General features: G+C 72.1%; 24 protein-coding genes. 12 read left to right on the plus strand and 12 right to left on the minus strand.

From position 1 onward, the window contains the following. The first annotated feature begins 127 nt into the window (after positions 1-127). The gene (locus E3328_RS04050) at positions 128-1,489 is read left to right on the plus strand and encodes an NAD(P)/FAD-dependent oxidoreductase (RefSeq protein WP_135363332.1); all 1,362 of its coding nucleotides are present in this window, start codon (positions 128-130) and stop codon (positions 1,487-1,489) included. A 28-nt stretch (positions 1,490-1,517) separates the two neighbouring features. On the opposite strand, the gene E3328_RS04055 is transcribed toward E3328_RS04050, so the two are convergent. Next, the gene (locus tag E3328_RS04055; protein WP_135363333.1) at positions 1,518-1,877 is read right to left on the minus strand and encodes a hypothetical protein; all 360 of its coding nucleotides are present in this window, start codon (positions 1,875-1,877) and stop codon (positions 1,518-1,520) included. Then, a complete protein-coding gene (locus tag E3328_RS04060) occupies positions 1,874-2,653 on the minus strand; it encodes a fumarylacetoacetate hydrolase family protein (protein WP_135363334.1) in 780 nt (259 codons plus the stop codon). Before E3328_RS04060 ends, E3328_RS04055 begins: the two co-directional genes overlap by 4 nt. A 117-nt stretch (positions 2,654-2,770) precedes the next feature. On the opposite strand from E3328_RS04060, the gene E3328_RS04065 reads away from it, so the two are divergent. The 4 genes from E3328_RS04065 to E3328_RS04080 all read left to right on the plus strand — a co-directional run bounded on the left by E3328_RS04065 (position 2,771) and on the right by E3328_RS04080 (position 6,933). After that, positions 2,771-3,610: a prephenate dehydrogenase gene (locus E3328_RS04065; RefSeq protein WP_135363335.1), complete on the plus strand. Its 840-nt coding sequence runs from the start codon at positions 2,771-2,773 to the stop codon at positions 3,608-3,610. Continuing rightward, on the plus strand, positions 3,607-5,097 hold the full coding sequence (locus tag E3328_RS04070; protein WP_135363336.1) for a small ribosomal subunit Rsm22 family protein: 1,491 nt from the start codon (positions 3,607-3,609) through the stop codon (positions 5,095-5,097). The genes E3328_RS04065 and E3328_RS04070 overlap by 4 nt, the downstream gene beginning before the upstream one ends. A gap of 611 nt (positions 5,098-5,708) precedes the next feature. Beyond that, positions 5,709-6,056: a hypothetical protein gene (locus E3328_RS04075; protein ID WP_135364667.1), complete on the plus strand. Its 348-nt coding sequence runs from the start codon at positions 5,709-5,711 to the stop codon at positions 6,054-6,056. A 79-nt stretch (positions 6,057-6,135) separates the two neighbouring features. Further along, positions 6,136-6,933: a CAP domain-containing protein gene (locus E3328_RS04080; protein ID WP_135363337.1), complete on the plus strand. Its 798-nt coding sequence runs from the start codon at positions 6,136-6,138 to the stop codon at positions 6,931-6,933. A gap of 35 nt (positions 6,934-6,968) precedes the next feature. Here the strand turns inward: E3328_RS04080 and E3328_RS04085 are convergent, their stop codons facing one another. From E3328_RS04085 to hisC, 9 genes are all read right to left on the minus strand, one after another. Then, positions 6,969-8,282, minus strand: coding sequence for an MFS transporter (locus tag E3328_RS04085; protein WP_135363338.1), 1,314 nt, complete (start codon positions 8,280-8,282; stop codon positions 6,969-6,971). 106 nt (positions 8,283-8,388) lie between these two features. Further along, a complete protein-coding gene (locus E3328_RS04090) occupies positions 8,389-9,108 on the minus strand; it encodes a fumarylacetoacetate hydrolase family protein (protein WP_135363339.1) in 720 nt (239 codons plus the stop codon). A 51-nt stretch (positions 9,109-9,159) separates the two neighbouring features. Beyond that, entirely contained in the window at positions 9,160-10,476 is a 1,317-nt protein-coding gene (gene dinB, locus E3328_RS04095) for a DNA polymerase IV (RefSeq protein WP_135363340.1), read from the minus strand. Positions 10,477-10,591: 115 nt separating this feature from the next. After that, positions 10,592-11,326, minus strand: a complete 735-nt coding sequence (locus E3328_RS04100) for a hypothetical protein (RefSeq protein ID WP_135363341.1) — start codon at positions 11,324-11,326, stop codon at positions 10,592-10,594. 728 nt (positions 11,327-12,054) lie between these two features. Next, positions 12,055-12,258: a hypothetical protein gene (locus tag E3328_RS04105; protein ID WP_135363342.1), complete on the minus strand. Its 204-nt coding sequence runs from the start codon at positions 12,256-12,258 to the stop codon at positions 12,055-12,057. Between the two features lie 146 nt (positions 12,259-12,404). Continuing rightward, positions 12,405-12,725 carry a hypothetical protein gene (locus E3328_RS04110; protein ID WP_135363343.1) on the minus strand — a complete coding sequence of 107 codons (321 nt, stop codon included), beginning with the start codon at positions 12,723-12,725 and terminating at the stop codon, positions 12,405-12,407. A gap of 239 nt (positions 12,726-12,964) precedes the next feature. Next, positions 12,965-13,573: a CDP-alcohol phosphatidyltransferase family protein gene (locus tag E3328_RS04115; protein WP_135363344.1), complete on the minus strand. Its 609-nt coding sequence runs from the start codon at positions 13,571-13,573 to the stop codon at positions 12,965-12,967. Positions 13,574-13,583: 10 nt separating this feature from the next. After that, positions 13,584-14,108 (minus strand): adenylate kinase family protein, encoded by a 525-nt coding sequence (locus tag E3328_RS04120; RefSeq protein ID WP_135363345.1) that lies wholly within the window; start codon positions 14,106-14,108, stop codon positions 13,584-13,586. A gap of 49 nt (positions 14,109-14,157) precedes the next feature. After that, positions 14,158-15,240, minus strand: coding sequence for a histidinol-phosphate transaminase (gene hisC / locus E3328_RS04125; RefSeq protein ID WP_135363346.1), 1,083 nt, complete (start codon positions 15,238-15,240; stop codon positions 14,158-14,160). A gap of 137 nt (positions 15,241-15,377) precedes the next feature. Here hisC and E3328_RS04130 point away from each other — a divergent pair, with 137 nt between their 5' ends. Then, positions 15,378-15,842 carry a transporter gene (locus tag E3328_RS04130; RefSeq protein ID WP_135363347.1) on the plus strand — a complete coding sequence of 155 codons (465 nt, stop codon included), beginning with the start codon at positions 15,378-15,380 and terminating at the stop codon, positions 15,840-15,842. A 446-nt stretch (positions 15,843-16,288) separates the two neighbouring features. Further along, on the plus strand, positions 16,289-16,684 hold the full coding sequence (locus E3328_RS04135; protein ID WP_135363348.1) for a hypothetical protein: 396 nt from the start codon (positions 16,289-16,291) through the stop codon (positions 16,682-16,684). Between the two features lie 4 nt (positions 16,685-16,688). Here E3328_RS04135 and E3328_RS04140 read toward each other — a convergent pair whose 3' ends face one another. Next, the gene (locus tag E3328_RS04140) at positions 16,689-17,528 is read right to left on the minus strand and encodes a CPBP family intramembrane glutamic endopeptidase (RefSeq protein ID WP_135363349.1); all 840 of its coding nucleotides are present in this window, start codon (positions 17,526-17,528) and stop codon (positions 16,689-16,691) included. Between the two features lie 188 nt (positions 17,529-17,716). On the opposite strand from E3328_RS04140, the gene E3328_RS04145 reads away from it, so the two are divergent. From E3328_RS04145 to E3328_RS04165, 5 genes are all read left to right on the plus strand, one after another. Further along, positions 17,717-17,908 carry a hypothetical protein gene (locus E3328_RS04145; RefSeq protein ID WP_135363350.1) on the plus strand — a complete coding sequence of 64 codons (192 nt, stop codon included), beginning with the start codon at positions 17,717-17,719 and terminating at the stop codon, positions 17,906-17,908. 141 nt (positions 17,909-18,049) lie between these two features. Then, a complete protein-coding gene (locus E3328_RS22315) occupies positions 18,050-19,108 on the plus strand; it encodes a J domain-containing protein (protein WP_209452129.1) in 1,059 nt (352 codons plus the stop codon). A gap of 93 nt (positions 19,109-19,201) precedes the next feature. Continuing rightward, positions 19,202-20,392 carry an ArsR/SmtB family transcription factor gene (locus tag E3328_RS04155; protein WP_167837292.1) on the plus strand — a complete coding sequence of 397 codons (1,191 nt, stop codon included), beginning with the start codon at positions 19,202-19,204 and terminating at the stop codon, positions 20,390-20,392. Between the two features lie 100 nt (positions 20,393-20,492). After that, on the plus strand, positions 20,493-21,842 hold the full coding sequence (hisD, locus tag E3328_RS04160) for a histidinol dehydrogenase (protein ID WP_246022885.1): 1,350 nt from the start codon (positions 20,493-20,495) through the stop codon (positions 21,840-21,842). Positions 21,843-21,922: 80 nt separating this feature from the next. Beyond that, positions 21,923-22,426, plus strand: a complete 504-nt coding sequence (locus tag E3328_RS04165) for a GNAT family N-acetyltransferase (protein WP_135363352.1) — start codon at positions 21,923-21,925, stop codon at positions 22,424-22,426. Positions 22,427-22,480 lie beyond the last annotated feature (54 nt).

Genomic DNA, 22,480 nt, shown 5'->3' on the forward strand with positions numbered 1-22,480 from the left:
GCGGTTGGACGGGCGGCCCCATATGGCTGGCCTTTCCCGCGATCCGCCCGCGTGTGACCACCCGCGACCGGCTGGGGCCGGCCCGAACCCAGGGGGATTTATACTCCGGCGAGGCAGGGGTAGGCGTATGGACCGCGCAGACGTTGCGATCGTCGGCGGCGGCCCGGCCGGCACCGCGGCGGCGTGGGCGGCCGCCGACGAGGGGGCCGACGCCGTCGTCGTCGAGAAGGGCGTCCCGCGGGCGGACCGCGACCGCCTCGGCCCCGACTCGACGGACGCCGCCGGGATGCTCGACTACTGGCTGGAGATCATGGACGTTCCGGCCGAGGAGATCCCCGACGACGTGATCCTGAGCGTCCTCGACGGCGCCGAGTTCATCGGCCCCTCCGAGTCCGTGACGCTGGAATCGACCGGGATCGACGCCTCGTACGACCACTTCGGGTTCGCCTTCCACCGCGCGAAGTTCGACGACTGGCTGCGCGACCGCGCCGAGGAAGCGGGCGGCCGGTACCGCGTCGGCACGAGCGTCAGCGCCGTCGAGACCGACCTGTCGGGCGACCCCCGCCACACCCTTGAACTCGCGGACGGCGAGCAGATCGGGGCCGACTACCTCATCCTCGCGGACGGCCCCCAGCGGACGGTCACGACGGGCGTTCTCGACCAGTTCCTCCCCGGCGACCGGAGCGTCTCGGAGTACCTCTCGCCGGACCAGGCCAACCACATCGCCTACCAGGAGCACCGACGGATCCCCGAGGAGCTGTTCGACCCCGCCCACATCAAGTTCTGGTGGGGCGTCATCCCGGGCCACACCGCCTACCCGTGGATCTTCCCGAACGACGACAACGTCGCCCGCGTCGGCCTGACGATGCCGATCGGGATGGACCTGGACGACGTGGCGGATCCCGAATCGTACGCCCTCCTCGAACCGGACGACGAACAGATTCCTTCGGGCGCGGTCTACCTCCGGCGGCTACTCGAACGGGAGTATCCGGGCTACGACCTCGACGACTTCCCGCTGGTCGAAGACAGGGGCAAACAGCGCGGCACCGAGGCCTACCCCATCTCCTCGACGCGGCCGATCGACTCGCCCACGAGCGCGGGCATCGCGGTCGTCGGCGGCGCGATGGGCACCACGTCGGCGTTCCACGAGGGCGGCGACCACGTGGCCGTCCGCACGGGCAAGATCGCCGGCGAACTCGCCGCCAACGACCAGCTGTTGCGGTACAACGGCCGCTGGAAGCAGGCGATCGGCGAGGAGGTCCTCCGGAACGTCACCTTCGCCGAGGTCGTCCGCGGCTGGGAGCCGGCCGACTGGGACCGCGTCTTCGCCGCGACCCGGGCGATGAAAAACCGGGGCGGCTACGACTGGGCCGGCGCGCTGAAGTCGGGGACGACGGCGCTGAAGCTCGTCGCCGACTACAGGTGGACCAAGCGCGGCTTCGGCAACGGGAAGTACGTGCAGTTGCGACAGGACGAGTACGAAGTGTAGGCTCGCGGTCGGACCGTTCTCGGCGAGTTTAGCAGGGTACGACCTCGTCACCGCTCACCCGCGTCTCGCTCTCGGCGGTGACGCGGTAGACGGCCTCCGAGGCGCCGTCGACCTCGTCGCTCTCGGTCCCGTACGAATACGGATGCTTGACTTCCACGTAGACCTCGTGGGCAGTCTGGTTGACGACCGAACTCTCCTCCTCGACGACCGGACTGTAGACCTCCCAGCTCTCGACGCAGGGGGCGTTCTCGAATCCCGCTGAGAGATACGCTTCCTCGGCGTCGAGAGCTCTTCGCTCCGCGTCGATACCGAACGGATAGGCGGCGACGAGCGCAGAGAGGAGCAGGCAGACGCACAGCAGCGTCGTCGTTCGATCCGGCGGGGTCACGCGTCCGGGAACCGCACGGAGTGTCGCAGCGTCCCCACGTCGTCGATCTCGATCTCGACTTCGTCGCCGTCGGAGAGGGGGCCGACGCCCTCGGGGGTGCCGGTGGCGATCACGTCGCCCGGTTCGAGAGTCATGTAGGTCGTGATCTCCTCGATGAGCTCGGGGATGGAGAAGATCATCTTGTCGATCGATTCGGACTGGCGGACCTCGCCGTTGACGCGGGCCTCGACGGTGGCGTCGTCGGCGAGGTGTTCGGGCGTGGCGATGACCGGGCCCATCGGGGCGGCGCCGTCGAAGGCCTTGCCGCGGACCCAGTTCTGCTCGCGGTCCTGGTCGTCGCGATTCGAGAGGTCGTTGAACGGCGTGTAGCCGGCGATCACGTCCTCGGCGTTGACGGCGTCGACGTTGCGACAGCGCTCGCCGATGACGACGCCGAGTTCCGCCTCGTGTTCGATCCGCTCCTTGCCGGCGGGGAGCGTGACGGTGCTGTTGTGGGTGGCGACGGTGTTGGGCGTCTTGAGAAAGAGCAGCGGGCGGTCGGGGATCTCCTCGTCGCGCTCGTCGGCGTGGTCGGCGTAGTTGCGGCCGACGCAGACGATCTTGGTCGGTTCGCAGGGGGCGAGCACGTCCACCTCTTCGGGGTCGAACGTCTCGTCGCCGAAGGCGATGCGCCCGTACGGGCCCGCGGCGGCGGTGACCACCTCCTCCCCGTCCCTGACGGTCCACCGACCGCCGCGGACGTTGCCGGCAGAATCGCGAAAGCGGACGCGTCTCATGGTCCGGATATCTGCGGGCGGACTGATAAGCGTTTTCAGAATGGGATGTGTTGGCACGGCCCGGTCGCGAGTGGCCGTTCCGAACGGCTTTTGAGACGGGCCACAGTAGCCGGGCGCATGAACCTGCTCGTGGTCGGCGCCGGCGAGATGGGGCGGTGGTTCGCCCGGACGGTCGCCGCCGGGACCCCCGACCCGCCGGCGGTCGCGTTCACCGACACCGACCCGAGCGCCGCCCGCGAGGCCGCCGACGCCCTCGACGAGTCGGGCGACGGGGTGTCCGCCCGGGCCGTCCCGACGGACACCGACGAGGCGTTCGACGTGGTCTGTTTCGCGGTGCCGATCCCGGCGCTCGACGCCGTCGTCCCGGGGTACGCCGACCGGGCCGACCGGGCGCTGGTCGACGTGGCCGGCGTGATGGGCCCCGCCGTCGACGCGATGGCGGCGGCCGGCCCGGACCTCGAACGGGTGAGCTTCCACCCGCTGTTCGCCGCGGCCAGGGCGCCCGGCAACGTCGCCGTCGTCGCCGACGCGCCCGGCCCCGTGACCGACGAGATCCGCGCGGCGCTGGCCGACGCCGGCAACCACTGTTTCGAGACCACCGCCCGGGAGCACGACCGGGCGATGGAGACCGTTCAGGCGCGCGCCCACGCGGCGGTCCTCGCCTTCGGCCTCGCCGCCGAACCCGTGGCCGACGAGTTCGAGACCCCGGTCTCCGAGGCGCTGTTCGACGTGCTCGGGACCGTCACCGGCAACGACCCCGGCGTCTACGCCGACATCCAGGAGGCCTTCGACGGCGCGGAGAGCGTCGCCGACGCCGCCCGGGAGGTGGCCGAGGCCGACCGGGAGACGTTCGAGGAACTGTACCGCGACGCGGGGACGGCACTGCCGCCGAGCGCGGGCGAGGGCGGGAGCGCAGACGGGGACAGAAGCGATGGCGCGGACGGGGAGAGATTATGAACGCGGACCAGCGCGAACAGGTCCGCTCGAACGCGAAGTACCTCCGGCAGGTCAGGCCGGTCGACCCGGAGGAGATCTACGAGTACGTCGACGGCCAGCCTCACCCGGCCGCCGTCGCGCAGGTGCTCCGCGAGTCCGCGGTCGACCTGGGACTCGTCGAGCGCGAGGACGGCACTTTCGAACCCGTCGAGGCGGAACCGCTGTCCGTCTCGTTCCACGGCGTCGAGGCGTTCCCGGTCGAGTACGGGCGCGTGCTGGAGGACCGGCTCGTGGCCGAGTACGGCCCGGGGTGGCCCGACGGCGACTCGGGCGACCGCCTGCGCGAGCGGATCCGCTCGTTCAAGGACGACTACTACAACCAGCGCGCCGTCGAGTACGACGCCGAGACGGCGCTGGCGTACGCGCTCTATCACCTCCCCGACTACTACGCCGTCGCCCAGTACGTCCTCGCGGACCTCGCCCGCGAGGGACTGGTCCCGAAGCGCCTCCGCGTCCTCGACGTGGGCGCCGGCGTCGGCGGGCCGGCGCTCGGCCTGCACGACCTCGTGCCGGACGACGCGCTCGTCGACTACCACGCCGTCGAACCGAGCGACGCCGCCGACGTGCTGGCGGCGCTGCTCGACGAGACCGGCCGGAACTTCCACCACACGGTTCACCGCGAGACGGCCGAGGCGTTCGAGCCCGACGGGGTCGCCGGCGTAACCGACTCGGACAGCTCTGGCGACGGCGACTCCGACGACGGCGACGCCGGCTTCGACCTGATCCTCTTCTCGAACGTACTCAGCGAACTGGACGACCCCGAAGCGGTCGTCCGCCGCTACGCCGACGCGCTCGCCGACGGCGGGACCATCGTCGGGCTGGCGCCGGCGGACCGCAACACGGCCATCGGCCTCCGGGAGGTCGAGCGGGCCGTCGCCGACCGCGGGCCGCTCACCGTCTACGGGCCCGATGTCCGGCTCTGGCCGGGCGAGACCCCCGACGACGACTGCTGGTCGTTCGAGGTGCAGCCCGACATCGAGGTGCCCGTCTTCCAGCGCCGACTCGACGACGGCGCCCCCGGCGAGTCCGGGCTCGACGGCCCCGAACGTCGGGACGGCGAGTTCGAGAACGCCGACGTGCAGTACGCCTACACCTACCTCCGGACGGACGGTCGGCGGCGCGTCGACTTCACGCCGGACGACGCCCGGGTCGCCAGGCTGGCCGACACCGACGACCTGATCACCGAGCGGGCGAACGTCTACTTCGCGAAGCTCAGCCGGGACCTCTCCGACGACGGCCATCCCCTCTTCCGCGTCGGCGATGGCAGCCAGCAGGTCGACCACTTCGCCGTGCTCACCGACGAGTCGACGCTCAACCGGGACCTCCTGACCGCCGAGTACGGCGACGTGCTCTCCGTCGAGAACGCCCTCGTCCTCTGGAACGACGACGAGGACGCCGTCAACCTCGTGATCGACGGCGAGACGGTCGTCGACCGGATCCCCGTCTGAGGCCGCCGGTGGGTCGGCGCCCGTGTCGACTCCGGGCGACGGGAGTGTTCTGCGAGGTGGGGGAAATCAGCGGTGCGGTCGGCGTGCGCTGTCGCGAGTCCCGTCTCGCGACAGCATCGCGCGAGGTCTTCGCGAGCCTGCGAGCGAAGGCTCGTCAGCGCGTGCTCTGACGGTGGATGAGCATCGCGGCCTGCGAGAAGCGCAATCGGCTGGGGAGGTTCGTGGCCGTCTGCGGTGCTGTGCGGTCGCTGTGCGGTTGCGGTGTCGTGCGGTCGAGGTGCTGTGCCTGGTGGACTGAACGGGCGAGGCGCGCTCGCGTTTATGCAGTCGCCTGAGCGACCCCTACCCGAAGCGGCCGCAGGCCGCGAGGGTATGTCGCTCAGCGACCGCGAGCGCGCCGAGGGCTTTCAGCGCTTGCTGTCGACTGCGATCGAGTCGAGTGCGGTAGCGACTCCAGCTAGCGAGCGCGTCGAGGGCTTTCGTCGCTTGCTGTCGAGTGCGGTCGAGTCGACGAGGTCCCGAACAGCACCGTCGGTTCGATGGTCAATACATTTACCAGCGGAGCCCGAATCGGGGGTAGAGTGGTCGCGACCGATGGAGTGGATGGGACGGTGACGCGCTACGAGACCCACGTCGAGGAGGGGACCGTCTACGTCGGCGCGCCCGACGGGCCGCTGGAGATCGGCCCGCTCGACGCGGTGATCGACGCCGTGGGCGGCCCGTCGTGGACGATCAGCTACTCCCCCGCCGAGCGCGAGCGCCACCCCGAGATGGACACCTCCGACGCCGGGCTGACGGTCGACGTGGTCGACATGATGCACACCATGACCTTCGGCGAGCGGTTCGTCGAGACGATGGCCGCCCACCCCGTGGAGACCCCCGAGAACGACGAGCTGTCCCCGCGGATGGGGCTGTTCGTCGGCAAACTCCTCGAAAATCTGGAGAACGGCGTCGACTGACGAGCTGGACGGGCCAGCGTCGACCGGCCGGCGAGTGTCGGCCACGGTCCTTTCCGCCCGAATCGACTACCCCCGTTCGATGGACCACTTCGAGCGGAGCGGCCCCGTCCGCGCCCCGGGTACCGCCGCGCTCGCCGGTCGGACCGTCGCCGTCGCGGTCGTCGTCCTCCTGGGCGTCGCAGCCGCGGTCGGCCTGGGAGTGGTCGCGCTCGGCGGGGAACCGGGCGCCGCGGTCGAGGCGCCGAACGCCACCGCGTCACCGACCGACGACCGGCCCGCGGACGCGCCCGCGACCGGGTCGGACGGGACGGTCGTCGGCGGTGCCGAGCCGGTCGCGCTGACCGACGACGCGGGGTCGTCCCCCGCCGACAGCCCCGACTCGGACGCGTCCGGCGAGATCAACACGACGCTGATCGAGCGGGCGATCCACGACCGGGTCAACGAGATCCGCCGCGATCGGGACCTCCCGGCGCTGGCCTACGACGCGGAGCTGGCCGAGATCGCCACCTACTACAGCCGCCGGATGGCGACCGAGGAGTTCTTCGCCCACACCGGCCCCGACGGGCAGACGCTGCTCGACCGCTACGACCGGTTCGGCTACGACTGCCGGGTCGACACCGGGGGCCAGCGGTACGTGACCGGCGGCGAGAACCTCGCGTACACCTACGCGTACACGCCCGTCGAGACCGAGGACGGCGTCGTGAGCTACGACGGCAACGAGACGCGGATCGCCCGCGGTATCGTCGAGGGGTGGATGAACTCCCCCGGGCACCGCGAGAACCTCCTGCGGCCCTACTGGAACCGGGAGGGCGTCGGCGTCGTCCTCGACCCCGAGAACGGCAAGACGCAGGTGGTCGCCACGCAGAACTTCTGTTGACGGGCGAGGGGCCGTCGGCCCGAGCGACCGGCCGGTCAGTCGGCTCGGTGGGCCAGCACGAGCCCGATCAGCGACCCGACGGCGGCGATGCCGGCCAGCGTGAGGAACAAGACGGTCGCGTCCGCGACGGCGAGGATGCCGCCGGCGATGGTGCCGCCGAGGGCGCCGACGCCGAACACGCCGAGGTAGGTGAACCCGTAGGAGAGCCCGCGGGTCCCAGACGGCGTGTACTCGGCGACGGTCGCCTGGTACATCGGCTGGACGACGAACAGGAAGGCACCGAGCAGCGCGCCCAGCACCATCAGCGGGCCGAGTCCCGCCTCGGAGACCGGGACGAACAGGACCGCCAGGACCGCGAGCACGCCGAACGACCCCGCGAGCCCGTACTCGACGGGGATCCGGTCCGTGAGCTTCCCGCCGGCGTACTGGCCGACGACACCGACGAGGAGGAGCCCGGAGTAGAAGTACCGCTGGGGCTCGATCCGCCGGCCCGCGCCCGACTCGACGCCGAGGGCGGACCTGACGGACTCGGGGACGAGCGCGTCAGCCGGGATCGGGTCGAAGCCCGGCAGGCCCCGGAGCAGTTCCGGCAGGAAGGTGAGGACGCCGCGGTAGTACAGCCCCGAGCACATCACGACGACGAACACGAGGACGAACCCGCCGGCGAGCAGGCGGCGCGACTCCGCGAGGAACTCGCCGAGGTCGTCGACGCCGCTGGTGGCCTTGGATCCGCCGTCCGCGGCGGCCTCGCTCTCCGCGACGGCGGCGGTCTCGTCGAAGTCCGCGCGGGCGGCGTAGGCGGCGGCGAGGACGGCCGGTGCCCCGAGGACGAGCGCGACGGTGCGCCACTCGACGAACAGCAGCATGACCGTGGCGGCCAGCGGGCCGAGCCCGATGCCGAGGTTACCGGCGATACCGTGGTACGCGAGACCGGTACCGCGCTCCTCGACGCCCTTGCTGATGAGCGAGAGGCCCGCGGGGTGGTAGACGCTGGCCGCGATCCCCCACAGCACCAGCGCCGCGGCGACGACGAGCATGTTCGGTGCGAGGCCGAGCAGGACGTACGAGAGGCCCATCCCGAGCAGGCAGGCGCTGATGAGCCGCCGCGAGCCCACGCGGTCGACGAGGACCCCGCCGGGGAGCGCGCCGAGACCGAACAGGCCGTAGCCCAGCGTGACGACCACGCCGACGGTCGCCGTCGTCACGTCGACGCTCGCGACGCCGAGCGGGATCGCGTCGAACTCGGTCAGCCAGACGACGACGAACAGCGGGACCGTCATCTCGTAGGTGTGGACCGCGCCGTGGGCCAGCGACGCGAGCGCCGTGATCGCCCTGTCGTTGCTGTTCACTGGCCGTCCGTACCCCGTCGAACGCCTTTATCCCGACGGTCGCGGAAGGCGGTCCTGACCGGGCCGGTGTCCATGCTGGACAGTCTCGCGCACCACCGCCCGCCGGTCACTCCGCCTCGACGACCTCGTTCCGCAGCGTCCCGACGCCCTCGTAGGTGATCTCGACGGTCTCGCCCGGTTCGACCGTTCCCGGGTTCGCCGGGCTCCCGAACGCGACGCAGTCCCCGGGCCGGAACGTGAACCGCCGCGAGAGGTAGGAGACGACCTCGTAGGGGTCGAACAGCATCAGCTCGGTGCTGGCGTCCTGCCGGACCTCGCCGCCCACGGTTGTCTCGATGTCCAGGCCGGTCGGGTCCACGTCCGTCTCGATCCACGGCCCCAGCGGCGCCGAGGTGTCGAACGCCTTCCGGGCGGTGCGACCCTGCTGGTCGAGCGCGTCCACGTCGTCGAGGATCGTGTACCCGCGGACGACCTCGGGCACTTCCTCGGGGCTCACGTCACGGCACCGCTCGTCGATGACGGCGACGAGTTCGCCGGCGTAGGTGAGTTCGTCGGTCCACTCGGGGTAGTAGACGGGGTCGTCGGGCCCCACGAGCGAAGCGGGGGGTTTGATGAAGAAGTCCGGTTCCTCGGGGCGCTCGTAGTCCATCTGGTCGAGCGTCTCGGCGTAGTTGCGGCCGACGCAGTACAGCGCCGACGGCGAACACGGGTAGGTCAACTCGCCGTCGCGGCCGACGACGTACTCGCCGTCCTCGGCGACGACGGTCCCGTCCTCGTAGCGCCCGCTGACGACGCCCTCCGGGGTCTGCAGTCGTGCCAGTCGCATGGCTCGCCCGTTGGACGCTCTCCGATAACAATCCCCGGTATCGGCCCCGCGCTACTCGTAGTCCCGCAGCGAGCGCTGGCCGTCGTGGGCGTCGTCGCCGGCGGCCCCGCCCGTGACATCGCGGCTGCCGGATCCCTCCGAAGCGTCGCGGCTGCCGGACCCGTCCGAGGACTCCGGCTCGCCCGAGCCGTCCGCTCCGCCGTCCCCGCCGTTCGACCCCTCGAATCCGGCGAGGCTAGCCTGGTCGCTCTCCGCGAAGTCGAGCTTCGAGACGCGGACGCCGAGCTTGCGGACCCGGTCGTCGTCGAACTCCTCCAGGAGGTCGAGTGCCGTCGACTCCAGCAGGTCGGGATCGTCGACGGGGCCGGGTAGCGACTCGGCGCGCGTGTTCACGTCGTAGGGCGGCGTGACCACCTTGATCCCGATGGTCCGGTACAGCGCGCCCTCGCGCTGCGCGCGCTCGGCCACGTCGGCGGCCAGCGCGCGGACCTTCTCGCGCTTGCGCTCGGTGTCGTCGGTCGGCTCGGTGAACGCCGACTCCCGCGAGAGGCTCTTCGGCTCGCCGACGGGCGTCACCTCGCGGGGGTCCTCGCCGCGGGCGAACCGGCGGACCTCCAGTCCGCGCTCGCCGAACGTCTCCCGGACGCGCTCGGGGTCGGCCGCCGCCAGGTCGCCCGCGGTCTCGATGCCCATCTCGCGCAACTGGCGGGCGGTGACCGGCCCGACGTTGTGGATCTCGGCCACGTCCAGCGGCGCGAGAAACTCCCGCACCTCGCCGGGTTCGACGACGACCAGCCCCTCGGGTTTGTCGTAGTCGCTGGCGATCTTCGCCGCGCTCATCGTCGGCGCGACGCCGACGCTCGCGGCGACGCCCACCTCCTCGTCGATGCGTTCCCTCAGCTCCGCCGCGAACGCCTCGACCTCGTCCCAGTCGACCCGGTCGGTCACGTCGAGATACGCCTCGTCGATGCTGACCTCCCGGACCACGTCGGCGGCGTCGTGGAGGATCGCCTTCACGTCCGCGGCGACCTCGTCGTAGAAATCGAGGTCGACCGGCCGGTAGAAGCCCGCCTCCTCGACGTCGAGTTCCGGGTCGCGTGCGGCCTCGACCTTCCGGGGGAGCCGTTCGAGCGCCTCGGAGATGGCCATCGCGCTCTCGACGCCGAACTCGCGGGCCTCGTAGCTGGCGGTGGCGACCGCGCCGTGGGTCTGCTCGGACTCGTAGCCCATCCCGACGACGAGCGGCTGGCCCTCCAGCGCCGGCTCCCGGAGTCGCTCGCAGGCCGCGTAGAAACAGTCCATGTCGACGTGACAGACCACCTGGTCGGGCGTCGCGTCGGCCCCCAGGCTCCCGAGGTCGCCGCTCATGGCCGCCCTCCGGCCGTCGGCTTCCCGCGTACCGGATCGCCGCGCTCGCTCGCGGGCATCGTCTCTGTCGGACTTCTGGCGCCGCGCGTCAAGAACCCCTCGCCACACTCGCCGGTCATCCGCCCGCGGGCGTCGGGGCCAGCGTCTCCGCGCCCGTCGGGGTGTCGGCGCCGGTCGGGGCAGCTGTCGCCGTTCCCGACGGCGTCTCCGCCCCACCGTCGTCCGTTCCAGTCGGCGCGGCGGTCCCGTTCGGTGCAGCGGTCCCGGTCGGTCCGGCAGTGCTGTTCGGTCCCGGCGTGACCGTCCCGTTCGGTGTTGTGGTACCCTCCGTCGGCGTCCCGATGTCCGGTGTCGAGGTCGGCGTTGGCGTCGGGGTCGCCGTGGGTGTGGCCGTCGGCGTCGGCGTGGGACTCGGCGTCGCAGTCGGGGTGGGCGAGGGCGTCGGGTCCGCGGGCCGGCGGTCGAGGATCAGCCGGTCGCCGGCCGACCCGTCCCACACGACGTAGAGCGGTTCGTAGGCCGCACCGGGGACCCGGCACTCGCTGCCGCGGGTGACGTTCTCGACCGGCGTCGCGCAGGCGCTGTCGGTGCCGGCGAATGCGCCGAGTCGGCCGCGAGTCGCCGACTCGACGTGGACGTGCGAGCCGTTGAGCCGGTCGCCGCCGTAGTGGGTGACGACCACGTCGGTCCCGTCGGTCTCGAAGACGAAACTCGCCCGCGGCCGGTCGGGCTCGGCCGGGCCGCCCGAGATGGACGTGACCAGCGACATCGCCAGCAACACCGCCGCCAGCGCCATCGCCAGGAGGATGACGTTCTCCGAGAGCCCGCGAGCGCCCCAGCGTCCGTTCACACACTCCCGTTTCCGCCCTCCCCAATAGAGTTACTGGCCGACGGGTTCGAACGGTCATCCGGTGGGTCTTCGCAGGAGTGGTCGGAGCGGACACGGGCACCGATTCCGAGATGGCGATACCCGCCACGACTGCCCACCGACTCGTGCCCGCGAACAGCGTGAAAGCTCCGACCCGTTCGGCTCCCGGGCCTCGCTGTCTCCGGAAATCGGAGATTTCCGGGATGACGAGAGAGCTTCGCTCTCTCGAACCACGCTCCTCGGGCTTCGCCCTGCGGTGCTTGCGTCGTCCGGGTTCGCCGAACGGGTCGCCCCTTTCATTCCCGCCCGTACAGACTGACCGACCAGCCGATGCGGGCGGGAATGAAAGGGGCCGCTCGCTCCGGGAAGACGGGCGACGCAAGCACTGCAACGAGCGCAGCGAGCCCCTCGACCGGAGCGAGCGGGGGCTTTCACGCTGTCGGCAGTCGCCCACTCGTCCACGATCATCCGTTCGTCTGCGGTCGCGGACTCGCCACTGCGCGCGCACTCGCCGGACTCGTCCGAGAACGCGGTATCTGCCGCTCTCGCCCAGTTGCGTCGATAAAAACCTCGAGGTGCGACGGGGTGGCCAGGACCCGTCGCGGTTCGCCCGCTCGTTCGTGCACGGTGCCAATATTCCGGGAGTTCACGACGCTGGTTCACGTCGGGAGCCCCGTATGGCTCCACCTGCATGTTATTGCCACGCACACTTAGTCTTTCGCGTTGCGGTACGGTTTGCAGGCGTCGGGCTCGGACCGTCGGTCGACCAGCTCGCTGGCGTGGTAGGACTCCCGGCAGCTCCGGCAGTAGGCGCTGGGCGTCGTCGCGGCGGGTTTCAGCGCCGTGTGGCCGTTCGGGCAGGCCACCCGGTAGGGGTCCGCCAGCAGGTCCGCCAGCTCCTCAGGGGCCACCATCCGTCGCCCCCGCCGTCGTCCCCGTCCGGTCGTGGTCGCCGATACAGCCACACCGCGGGCACGGCACCGCACCCGGGCTCCCGACGCCGAACGCGAACCCGCAGCCGCGACACCGGTAGACCACTCGCGCACCCGGCCGCCGCGCGTCAGCCATCGCGACCCCCTCGCCCGTTCGACGCCGTTGCTCCCGTCTCCACCGGGTCGCGCTCGCTGCCCTCACTCCCTCCGCGCCGGTCGCCGGTCCCGGCGATCCGCCGGCAGTACGCCGCGGCGGCGTCCGCCGCGGTGTCGCCGTGTCCCTCCGCGGCGACGCCGGTCTGGGTCGCCCGCCAGCCGCCGCCGCACTCCTCCAGTACGATCGTCGTCCAGCGCCGCCGGTGCCACGGCACTTCCTCGTCGTCCGCTCGCTCCGTCTGCGCCCGACGGTCGCCCGTCCGGCCGTCGCTCGCGTACTCGCTCGCCGTCATATCCGGGAGCAGTGACGCCGGTACAAAAGCCGTTAGCCGCACCTCCGCGGTGAAAGTGGAGACGGAATTCCGTGCCCGATCGCCGCGCCGTCTCGCGAATGACGGGCCGTTTTCGGCCGTGAAAGTGGTCGGCCACAGAGCGGGACGAATCCGTAGTCTTCTCGCAGTCGATCGAGGGCGAAGCGGCCGCGGACGGGTCGGACCGGGATCGTCGGGCCTCGCTGGCGACCGCGGGCCCCTCAGAGTGCCTTCATCGCGTAGTAGAACCGCTGGACGGCGGTGAAGTGGCCGACGACGGCGAAGAAGACGAGCAGCCACCCCACGATAGTCAGCCCCGAGAGCGGTTCCGTGACGAACGCGGCGACCGCGCCGACGGCGACGACCAGCGCCAGGCGGTCGGCGCGGCCGACGAGCCCGCCGTAGACGCGGTCGAGGCCGACCGCCTGGGCCTGGGTGCCGAGGTAGGAGGTCATCAGGACGCCGGTGACGGCGGCCAGGCCGAGGGCGTAGGCGTCGATGCCGGCCGCGAGCCCGGCGATCATCACGATGTCGGCGTAGCGGTCGAGGACGTGGTCGAGCAGGTCGCCGGCGTCGCTCCCGGTGCCCGTCTCGCGTGCGAGTTCGCCGTCGACGAGGTCGAGCCAGCCGTTGAGCGCCACCGCGACGGCGCCGCCGAGATAGAGGAGGGGGTCGCGGCGCGGCGCGACGGCGAAGGCGGCGCCGCCGACGAGCGCGAGCGCCAGCGCGAGCACGCTCACCCCGTTGGGCGTCAGGCCGACGCGCTTCGCGAGCGTGACCGACGGCGCGACGGCGCCTTTCACCGCGGGGCGGAACCGGTCCAGAGTCATCCGGATACGGTCATAGATAGTCCACGAACGAAACTGTACCGGCCTGGGGCTCGCGCTCGCCGGCGACGACTGCCTCGATGGCGGCCGCCACCTCGTCGGGGTCCATGTCGGTCGCGTCGACCTCGTAGACGGCCTCCTCGCCGTGGCGCTCGACGGCCTCGGCGAGGATCACGTCCAGCGCCTCCGACTCGGCGTTCTCCTCGGCCTTCGCCGCCGGTTCGCCCCGCTCGGTCAGCCGCCGCTCCAGCTCCTCGGGGTGACAGCGCAGGACGACCACGCGGTCGGCGTCGAAGTGGTGGGCGAGGTGGGACTCGAAGAGGGCGTCGTCGCGGCCGTCGAGGTAGTCGGCGACGGCGTCGATGTCGGCGACCGCCGAATCGCGCTCCTCGTCGTGTTCGACGACGAAGTCCTCCTCGCGGATCACGTCGTTGAGGTGGAGGGCGTCGAGGTCGGCGGCGGGCCCGTCCGCGTCCGCCAGCCGCTCGACGGCCGTCGTCTTCCCCGTCCCGGGGGTGCCGGTCACGGCGACGCGCATCAGGCGACCCCTCCCGCGGACCGGTCCGCGGGCGACCGCCGGGCGGGCGTCACGCCGACACCTCCGCGAGGACCTCGTTGATCGTCTCGACTGCCCGGCGGGTCTCGTCTTCCGTCCCGCAGGTGATCCGGATGCACTCGGGCAGGCCGAAACTGGTGCAGTCGCGGACGATGACCCCCTCGCGCTGGGCGGCGTCGGCGACGGCGCTCGCGTCGCCCACCTCGACGAGGACGAAGTTGCCGCCGCTCTCCCAGGTCTTCGCCTCCAGGCGCTCGTGCATGTACTCGCGGGCCCACTTCGCCGTCTCGACGGTCCGCTCGACGTGGTCGTCGTCGTCGAGCGCGGCCAGGCCGGCGCGACACGTCAACTCGGTCACGCCGAAGGGGGTGTTCACGCGGGCGTAGGCGTCGGCCCACTCCGCGGGCGCGACGGCGTAGCCCAGGCGCATCCCCGCCAGGCCGTAGGCCTTCGAGAACGTGCGGATCACGGCCACGTCCTCCCGGTCCTCGACGAGCTCGATCCCCGTGGGGGAGTCCGTGAAGTGGACGTACGCCTCGTCGTAGACGACGAGCGTCTCCTCGTCGGTCGCCTCGGCGACCGTCCGCACGTCCGCCAGGCTCATCTCCGAGCCCGTCGGGTTGTGCGGGGAGGTGACGTAGACGATCCGGTGGCCGTCGTAGGCGTCGAGGACCGTCTCGGGCGTCTGTGCGAAGTCCTCGGCCTTCTCCAGGCGGTACTCGTCGACCTCGCCGTGGTGGTAGCGGGCCGACATCGGGTAGTAGGCGAATCCGGGTTTCGGGACGAGCACGCGGTCGCCGGGCTCGATGAACGCCCGGGCGACGTTGTCCAGCGCCGTGTCGCCGCTGGGGGTCAGCCAGATCTGTTCGGGGTCCAGGCCGTGACGGTCGGCGACCTTCTCGGTGAGGTCGGTGTGGGCCGACTTGGGGTAGCTGGAGACGCGGTCGGCGTGTTCGCGGACGGCCTCGACGGCCTCCGGGCTGGCGCCGAAGGGGTTCTCGTTGGAGGAGAGCTTCACGAGGTCGTCGGGGTCGAGCCCGAGGTCGCGGGCCACCTCCTCGATGCCCCTCCCGGCGCGGTAGACGGTGTGGTCGGAGAGGTCCCGTGGTTCCATATCGGAAGGGAACGCCGGCCGCGTCTTAAGCGTGCTCACACGCCGTGAGCCGGTGGCGGGAGACCCCCGTCGCCGGCGAGGACCGCGAACCGCCGGAAGTGGGTAGCTTCAAGGGAGTCGCGTCCTCCGGGACGCGTATGTCAGCGCTGGACACGGCGATGTACGTGTTGCACCTCGTCTTCGGCGGGGTGTGGACCGGCAGCGTCGTCTTCGTCACCCTCGGCGTCCTGCCCACCGCGCAGGACGGCACCGCCAACGCCGAACCGCTCCGGGCCGTCGTCGAGAAACTGCGGTGGGTCTCGCGGGCGAGCGCGCTCGCCCTGCTCGCCTCGGGCGGGCACCTCGCCGGCGGCACCGGTCGCTACACCGTCGAGTCGCTGACCGGGACCGGCCGCGGCCACCTCGTCCTCACGATGGTCGCGCTGTGGCTCGGCCTCGCCGCGCTCGTCGAAATCGGGTCGAGCAAACTCGCCGACGGGTTCGACCAGCGGAAGGTCCGCGAGCCCGCTCGCGAGGCCCGCCCGTTCTTCCTCGCGGCGTCGGTCGTCGCCGCCGCCCTCCTGGTCGTCGGCGGGCTGCTCGCCTCCCCGACGATCCTCTGAGCCGGTTTCGGTGCCGTCCTGTGGTCTCCCGTCGTTCCCGTCGGCGTCCCGGTCGGCGGTGCGGAGCGTTTAATCGTCCCGGCCGACTACTCGGAGTGCGTGCCTTCAGTCCCCGCCCGAGCGCACCCGTACGGGAGCGATGACCGCGCGGCGAACCCGGGCACGCGACACCGAGTGGCGCCGCAAGCGCCGACCGGCCGAGGGGTCGCGGTCGCCTCGGCACACTGGGAAACCTGACGGTTTCCCGCCGCAGCGGCGTCTGCCGGTGCGGCAGCCGGTGGCGCTACCCGCCACCCGCCCGGCACGAGGGTTTCCCGGCTGACCACGGCACGCCGCCTGGGATGATGTCGGTCGTTAGTGTTCCGGGCGACACCACCCGAACGGACAGCGACCGCGCCGTCGGAAGTCGCCCACCGTTAAGACACGTCGTTTCGAACGACGCACCCATGCCAGTCGACCCGGAGACCGCGGCCATCGCGGTCGTCTCGCTGCTGGGCGCGGGCGGGGTCGCGGTCGTCACGCGCCGCCACTACGAACCGCCGCCGCCGGAGGGCGAGGCGGAACCGCCCGAACCGGTGTTCGAGACGGTCGTGTTCTTCGCGCTGGCCGCGGGGCTGTTCGCCGGGCTCGGATTCGCCCTCGCCTGGGTCGGGCGGGAGTGGGGGGCGCTCGGGCGGGCAGCGACGATGGCGCTGTCGCTGGTCGGCCTCTACTCGGCGTGGGCGACGTACACCGGCCGGGTCGCCGCCGACGCCGACCGGGCGAGCGCGCTGATGGGCGTCGTCAGCGCGACGGTGCTCGGCGCGTATCCGCCGGTCCTCCTCGCGCTCTCCGCGCTGTAGGGGGTCAGAGGAGCGCGATCGCCGCCGCGGCCACGTTCTGCTGGTCGGGCAGCTGGTCGCCGAAGGCCACAACGACGTACAGCAGCGTGAACAGCGTCGCGTTGTAGATCCCGTGGATCAGCGAGGGCACGACGATGTTGTCGGTGAGCTCGTAGGCCGCCCCGAAGACCAGCGACGGGCCGACGAGCACCGCCAGCGCGACGAAGTTGCCGGCCGCGGAGCCGCCGGTCAGCGCGAACCAGTGGAGGCCCGCGAAGACGGTACTGGCGAGGAGGATGCCCGCAACGGGCCCGAGTACCTCGCGGAGCCGCCCCTGGACGACGCCGCGGAAGAGCAGTTCCTCGCCCGGGCCGATGACCAGGATCGACGCGGGGATCAGGATCAGCAGGACCTCGGGGTTCTCCATCCCGATCTCGGCGGCCTGGTTGGTGCCGGTGTCGACCTGAAGCAGCGTGACGAGGATCGACCCGGCGAAGGCGGCGCCGAGCGCGAGGACGTAGCCGCCGACGACGACGGCGACCGCACGGAGGTCCGGCAGGTCGGCGTCGATGTCGAACGGCCCGGGGACGCCGTCGAACCCGAGGAGCGACCTGACCTCGGGGCCGACGACGGGCCGGAGTTTCAGATACGCGAACGCGACGCCGGCACAGCCCACGCCCTGTACGAAGACGAGACTCAGGACGATCACCGCGGCCGGCGAGATCTCGATACCGAGTCCGAGAGTCAGTACGGCGGCGGCGACGGAGGCGAGTACGAACCCGAACGCCAGCCCGCCGCCGCCGAGGCCGAGGGCGGAGACGAGCGCGACTACCGTTCGAAGCGGGGACCGTTCACTCGTTGCCATTCTCACCCGTCTATACGCCCGTCCGCGCCAAAAGGGATTCCCTCCTGTCGACCGGCGTCGAGCGATTGGACCGACCGCCCAGCGGCCGGCGGTCCACCCGATGTATAAGGTGATCTTACGGCTTCCCGGGCGTCGGTATCCGTTTCAGGGCAAGCTATATGTGAACGTCTCGCACACGTTCGGGTACGATGGTAGAATGTGACCACTGCGGCGACGACGTGTTCCGCGCGTGGCGGCGCCGCGAGCGGACGGAGACGATGACCCACCGGACGGTAGCCTGGGTCTGCGAGGACTGCCACCCCGAACTGGGCGAGACCGGGCGGACGGCCGCGGCCGGGAGCCGCGCGGTCGCGGACGGGGGGAGACGGACCGAGACGTAGCGACCGCGGCCGACCGACCTGACGGGACGACCGCGCGAATTTCGTGACGAACCCGCGGATTTCGGGCCGTGACTCGGCTCTCCGGTAGCAAATTACTTGTAGGTGAAGTCGAAAGAACAGCCCGAAGCGGTCGCTGGGTGTATGAACGGGACGTTCTACGGCGTCCTCGGGGTGGGACCCGACGCCGACGAGGAAGCGATCCGCGCCGCCTACCGCGAGCGCGTCAAGGAGCACCACCCGGACGTGAGCGCCGACCCCGACGCGGCCGACCGGTTCAGGCGCCTGACCGTCGCGAAGGAGACGCTGCTCGACGCGGCCGAGCGCGCGCGGTACGACCGGCTCGGCCACCGCGCGTACGTCGAATCGCACGCCGATCCGAGCCTCTGGACGACCGAGTCCTCGACGGATGCAACCGTCCCGTCCGCCGACGACCCGACCGACGGGGCGCGGGACGGTTCCGACGGCGCGGGCGACGGGGCGCGGGACGCTTCCGACGACCCGGCCGACGGGCCCGCCCGGAACGGGTCTACCGGGACGTGGGCCGGACGAACGGCGGAGAGCCGCCGGTCGCCGTCCGCCCGGTCCTCGACCGCGACGGGGTCGGCTACCGAAGACCGCGCCCGCCGGACCACGACCGGAGCCACCGGCGCCGGATCGTCGGATCCGGGACCGGCGGGCTCGGGGTCCGGGAGTGCCTCGTCCGGTTCGACCGGGCCCAGCAGCGGTCGGGCGTCGAACGGCGACGGAGCGCCGAACGGCGGCGACGGAGCGCCGGGCGACGGCGGGACGACCGGCGGCGCCACGGCCACGGCGACAGCCGGCGGCGCGGCGGCGTCGGGGCCGAGGAGCCGGGAGTCCGCGACCGGTGACGCGGCGAGCGGGGCGCGGCGACGGACCCGGCGGCCGTCCGGGTCGTACGCGACGACCAGTTTCTGGGGGGCCGCCGAGAGCCGGTCGGGCGCCGGGCGGTCGTCGGACCCGGCGACGCGACGCGCCCTGACCGCGCTCCGCCGGCTCGGGCCGTGGATCCTGGTCCACGTCCTCTTCCTCTCGCTGGCGGTCGGAACCGGCTGGTACGTCTACGCGGTCGTCCTGCCGCCGGCCGAGCGGTCGGCCGCGCTGCTGTTCGTCCTGATCGGCGAGGTGGGGCTGGCGGTGGTTCTGTCGTCGTTGCACATACTCTCGCGGCTCTACCGGTAGCCGGTGCTGACGGCTCCTGGGGCAGGTTCGAGCTTCAAACGCGTTTTTGTCTTTTGGGAAAGCCCATTACGGTCGGCCATCTGTGCTATGGCAATGGGTCGTCTGCTGCCGTTCAAGTCGGAGCCGACGCGGACGCCCGACGAGCCGAAGGTCCTCGACCTCGACGACGAGGCGACCGAGGAGGCGCTGTCCGCGCTCTCGTCGGACACCGCACGGAAGATCCTGGCGACGCTGTACGAGGAGCCGAAGACGCCGCCGGAGATCCGCGACGAGGTGGGGACCTCCCTCCAGAACGTCCACTACCACGTCGAGCGGCTGGAGGACGCCGACCTGATCCAGCCGGCGGGGGAGGGCTACTCCGAGAAGGGCACGGAGATGACCATCTACGCGCCGGCGAGCGAGGCGCTCGTGCTGTTCGCCGGCCAGGAGCACGACCGCTCGCGCCTGAAGACGGCGCTGACGCGGCTGCTGGGCTCGGTCGGCCTGCTGGCGGTCGCGAGCCTCGCCGTCCGGCGGCTGTTCGGCGAGTCCGGCGGACGGCTCGGCGACTACGGAGTCTCCTTCGGGATGGGGTCGCAGTCCGGCGCCGACGGCGGCGACGCCGGGGACGGTAGCGCCGGCGGTGGGGACGGGGGCGGCGGCGACGGTACTGCCGATGCCGACGGCGGCGACGGCGGAGACGCTGCCGACGGCGGAGACGGTGGGGGTGCCGACGCGGGAGCGGACGACGCCGCCGGGGAGGCCACGACCACCGGCGACGGCGATGTCGGGGTGTTCGGCGGCGGGGAGACGGACGCCGGCGAGGCGACCCCGAGTCCGACGCCCGAGCCGGGAGCCGCGACGGAGGCCCCGTCCGCCACGCCCGCGGGGACCCCCTCGGCGACGCCCGCCGAGACCGCGTCGGCGACGCCGGCCGGTACCCCGTCACCGACGCCCGCGGGGACGCCCACGCCGGCAGCGACGCCCTCGCCCACGGCCGCGCCGACCGAGACCCAGGCCGCGACGCCCGCACCGACCGCGACGCCCACCGCGACGGAGACGGCGACGCCCCGGTCGACCCCCACGCCGACGGACTCGCCGTCGCCGACGCCGACCGAGACGGGCATGGATTCGGGGACGATCACCCTCGACACCGAGACGCAGATCCCGGCCGAGACGGTCGACGGTGCCCGGCAGGTCGCCGGCGGCGGCGACTCGCTGCTGGCCGACCCGGCGGTCGCCTTCTTCCTCGGCGGGCTGTTCATGATCCTCGTCGTCACCGCCTGGTGGTACGTCCAGGGGTGACCCCGGGGGCTCCGCGACCGTCGCCGCCCTCGTGACCGTCCGCCGCCCGTTGCCGGTCGCGATAGCAAGTCGTATGGGTCAGTCGCGGCAAGGACGCAGCATGAACGTGCGACGGGTGGACGAGCTGGGTCCCGACGAGCGGGCGGCGCTGTTCGACCGCGACGCCGGGGTCGAGGCCGTCCGCGACGACGCCCGCGAGATCGTCGACCGCGTGCGGTCGGAGGGCGACGCGGCCCTGCGGACCCTCTCGCGTGAGATCGACGGCGTCGAGGTCGGCAACCTCGACGTGACCGACCGCGTCGAGCGTGCCTACGACGAGATCGACGCGGAGACCCGCGCGGCCATCGAGGACGCGGCGGCCAACGTCCGCGAGTTCCACGAGCGCCAGCTGCCCGAGGACTGGACCGAGGACTTCGCCGGCCGCGAACTCGGCCGGCGCTTCCGGCCGCTCGACACGGTCGGCGTCTACGCCCCGGGCGGGACGGCCGCCTACCCCTCCAGCGTGCTGATGGGCGTGATCCCGGCGGTCGTCGCGGGCGTCGAACACGTCGCCGTGGCGACCCCGCCGGCCGAGGAGATCAACCCGGTGACGCTGGCGGCCATCGAGGTCGCCGGCGCCGACGCGGTCTACCAGGTCGGCGGCGCGCAGGCGGTCGCCGCGCTCGCCTACGGCACCGAGACGATAAACGCCGTCCAGAAGGTCGTCGGGCCCGGCAACCAGTGGGTCACCGCCGCCAAGGCCGAGGTCCGGGGCGACGTGGAGATCGACTTCCTCGCGGGGCCGAGCGAGGTGCTGGTCGTCGCCGACGAGACGGCGGATCCGTCGCTCGTGGCGGCGGACCTGGTCGCCCAGGCCGAACACGGCGAGACGAGCTCCGTCGTCGCCGTCACCGACGACGAGGACACGGCCGAGGCGGTCGCCGCGGCCGTCGACGACCACGCCGCGGGCCGCGACCGCGAGGAGACGATCCGCGCGGCGCTCGACCGGGACGCCAGCGGCGTCTTCCTCGCCCGGTCGATGCCCGAGGCCGTGCTGTTCGCCGAGGAGTACGCCCCCGAGCACCTCTCGATCCAGGCCGACGACGCCGAGGCGCTGCTTGACCGGGTCCCCAGCGCCGGCAGCGCCTTCCTCGGCCCCTACAGCCCCGTCGCCGCCGGCGACTACGCGACCGGCACGAACCACGTCCTCCCGACCAACGGCAAGGCCCGGGTGACCGGCGGGCTCTCCGTCGACACCTTCCTCCGGTCGACGACGGTCCAGCGCCTCTCCGCGGACGCGCTCGGCGACCTGCGCGACACCGTCACGACCCTGGCGGACGCCGAAGGGCTGGAGGCCCACGCACACAGCGTCGACGCGCGCTTCGAGCGCGACGCGTCCGGCGAGGGCGGCGACGAGACCGGCGAAGCCGGCGACGACACTGACACGGACGCCGAGCGGGCCGACGAGTAGCGCGGGGTTACCGGGCCTGTCCCGGGTCGGACGCGCCGCGGGTCGTCAGGTCTTTCCGGCGCAACGTCGTTCGGTCGGGCATGACAGAGGACGTGCGCTATCGGCCGGCGAACGCCGGCGACGTGGCCGGGGTCCAGCGGGTCGCCGCCGACGCGTGGCACACAGCCTACGACGACATCCTCGGCGAGGAGACGGTCGAGACGATGCTCGACGAGTGGTACGAGGACGACGCCATCGAGGCCGGCGTCGAGCACGAGGCACAGGACTTCTTCGTCGCCGTCGTCGACGGCGAGGTCGTCGGCTACGCCCACGCCGGACCGCACCCGCCCCGGCGCGTCCACCAGGTCTACCGCCTGTACGTCGACCCCGACCACTGGCGCGAGGGGATCGGCCGCAACCTCGTCGCGGAGGTCGAGCAGGCGCTGTACGACCGCGACGTGACCGCCTACGAGGCGGAGGTGCTGGCCGGCAACGACCGCGCCGTCGCCTTCTACGAGGCGGTCGGCTTCGAGCGCGTCGACGAGCAGGAGACCGACTTCGCGGGCACCACCGCGACCGAATACGTCTTCCAGAAGCGCCTGTAGCGAGCCGGGACGGCGGCGGCCGCGAGCCGGCGCGGCCGTCGCCCCGCCGTCAGG

Origin of the sequence: Halosimplex halophilum (assembly GCF_004698125.1) — an archaeon.
GTDB classification, from domain to species: domain Archaea; phylum Halobacteriota; class Halobacteria; order Halobacteriales; family Haloarculaceae; genus Halosimplex; species Halosimplex halophilum.

Excerpts from the sequence above, each read along its gene's own strand:
- E3328_RS04140 (WP_135363349.1), bottom strand. The coding sequence starts at position 17,528 with ATGGCAACGAGTGAACGGTCCCCGCTTCGAACGGTAGTCGCGCTCGTC.
- E3328_RS22315 (WP_209452129.1), top strand. The coding sequence starts at position 18,050 with ATGAACGGGACGTTCTACGGCGTCCTCGGGGTGGGACCCGACGCCGAC.
- E3328_RS04135 (WP_135363348.1), top strand. The coding sequence starts at position 16,289 with ATGCCAGTCGACCCGGAGACCGCGGCCATCGCGGTCGTCTCGCTGCTG.
- dinB (WP_135363340.1), bottom strand. The coding sequence starts at position 10,476 with ATGAGCGGCGACCTCGGGAGCCTGGGGGCCGACGCGACGCCCGACCAG.
- E3328_RS04145 (WP_135363350.1), top strand. The coding sequence starts at position 17,717 with ATGGTAGAATGTGACCACTGCGGCGACGACGTGTTCCGCGCGTGGCGG.
- E3328_RS04110 (WP_135363343.1), bottom strand. The coding sequence starts at position 12,725 with ATGACGGCGAGCGAGTACGCGAGCGACGGCCGGACGGGCGACCGTCGG.
- hisC (WP_135363346.1), bottom strand. The coding sequence starts at position 15,240 with ATGGAACCACGGGACCTCTCCGACCACACCGTCTACCGCGCCGGGAGG.
- E3328_RS04105 (WP_135363342.1), bottom strand. The coding sequence starts at position 12,258 with ATGGTGGCCCCTGAGGAGCTGGCGGACCTGCTGGCGGACCCCTACCGG.
- E3328_RS04165 (WP_135363352.1), top strand. The coding sequence starts at position 21,923 with ATGACAGAGGACGTGCGCTATCGGCCGGCGAACGCCGGCGACGTGGCC.
- hisD (WP_246022885.1), top strand. The coding sequence starts at position 20,493 with ATGAACGTGCGACGGGTGGACGAGCTGGGTCCCGACGAGCGGGCGGCG.
- E3328_RS04080 (WP_135363337.1), top strand. The coding sequence starts at position 6,136 with ATGGACCACTTCGAGCGGAGCGGCCCCGTCCGCGCCCCGGGTACCGCC.
- E3328_RS04130 (WP_135363347.1), top strand. The coding sequence starts at position 15,378 with ATGTCAGCGCTGGACACGGCGATGTACGTGTTGCACCTCGTCTTCGGC.
- E3328_RS04090 (WP_135363339.1), bottom strand. The coding sequence starts at position 9,108 with ATGCGACTGGCACGACTGCAGACCCCGGAGGGCGTCGTCAGCGGGCGC.
- E3328_RS04060 (WP_135363334.1), bottom strand. The coding sequence starts at position 2,653 with ATGAGACGCGTCCGCTTTCGCGATTCTGCCGGCAACGTCCGCGGCGGT.
- E3328_RS04115 (WP_135363344.1), bottom strand. The coding sequence starts at position 13,573 with ATGACTCTGGACCGGTTCCGCCCCGCGGTGAAAGGCGCCGTCGCGCCG.
- E3328_RS04065 (WP_135363335.1), top strand. The coding sequence starts at position 2,771 with ATGAACCTGCTCGTGGTCGGCGCCGGCGAGATGGGGCGGTGGTTCGCC.
- E3328_RS04050 (WP_135363332.1), top strand. The coding sequence starts at position 128 with ATGGACCGCGCAGACGTTGCGATCGTCGGCGGCGGCCCGGCCGGCACC.
- E3328_RS04155 (WP_167837292.1), top strand. The coding sequence starts at position 19,202 with ATGGGTCGTCTGCTGCCGTTCAAGTCGGAGCCGACGCGGACGCCCGAC.
- E3328_RS04120 (WP_135363345.1), bottom strand. The coding sequence starts at position 14,108 with ATGCGCGTCGCCGTGACCGGCACCCCCGGGACGGGGAAGACGACGGCC.
- E3328_RS04070 (WP_135363336.1), top strand. The coding sequence starts at position 3,607 with ATGAACGCGGACCAGCGCGAACAGGTCCGCTCGAACGCGAAGTACCTC.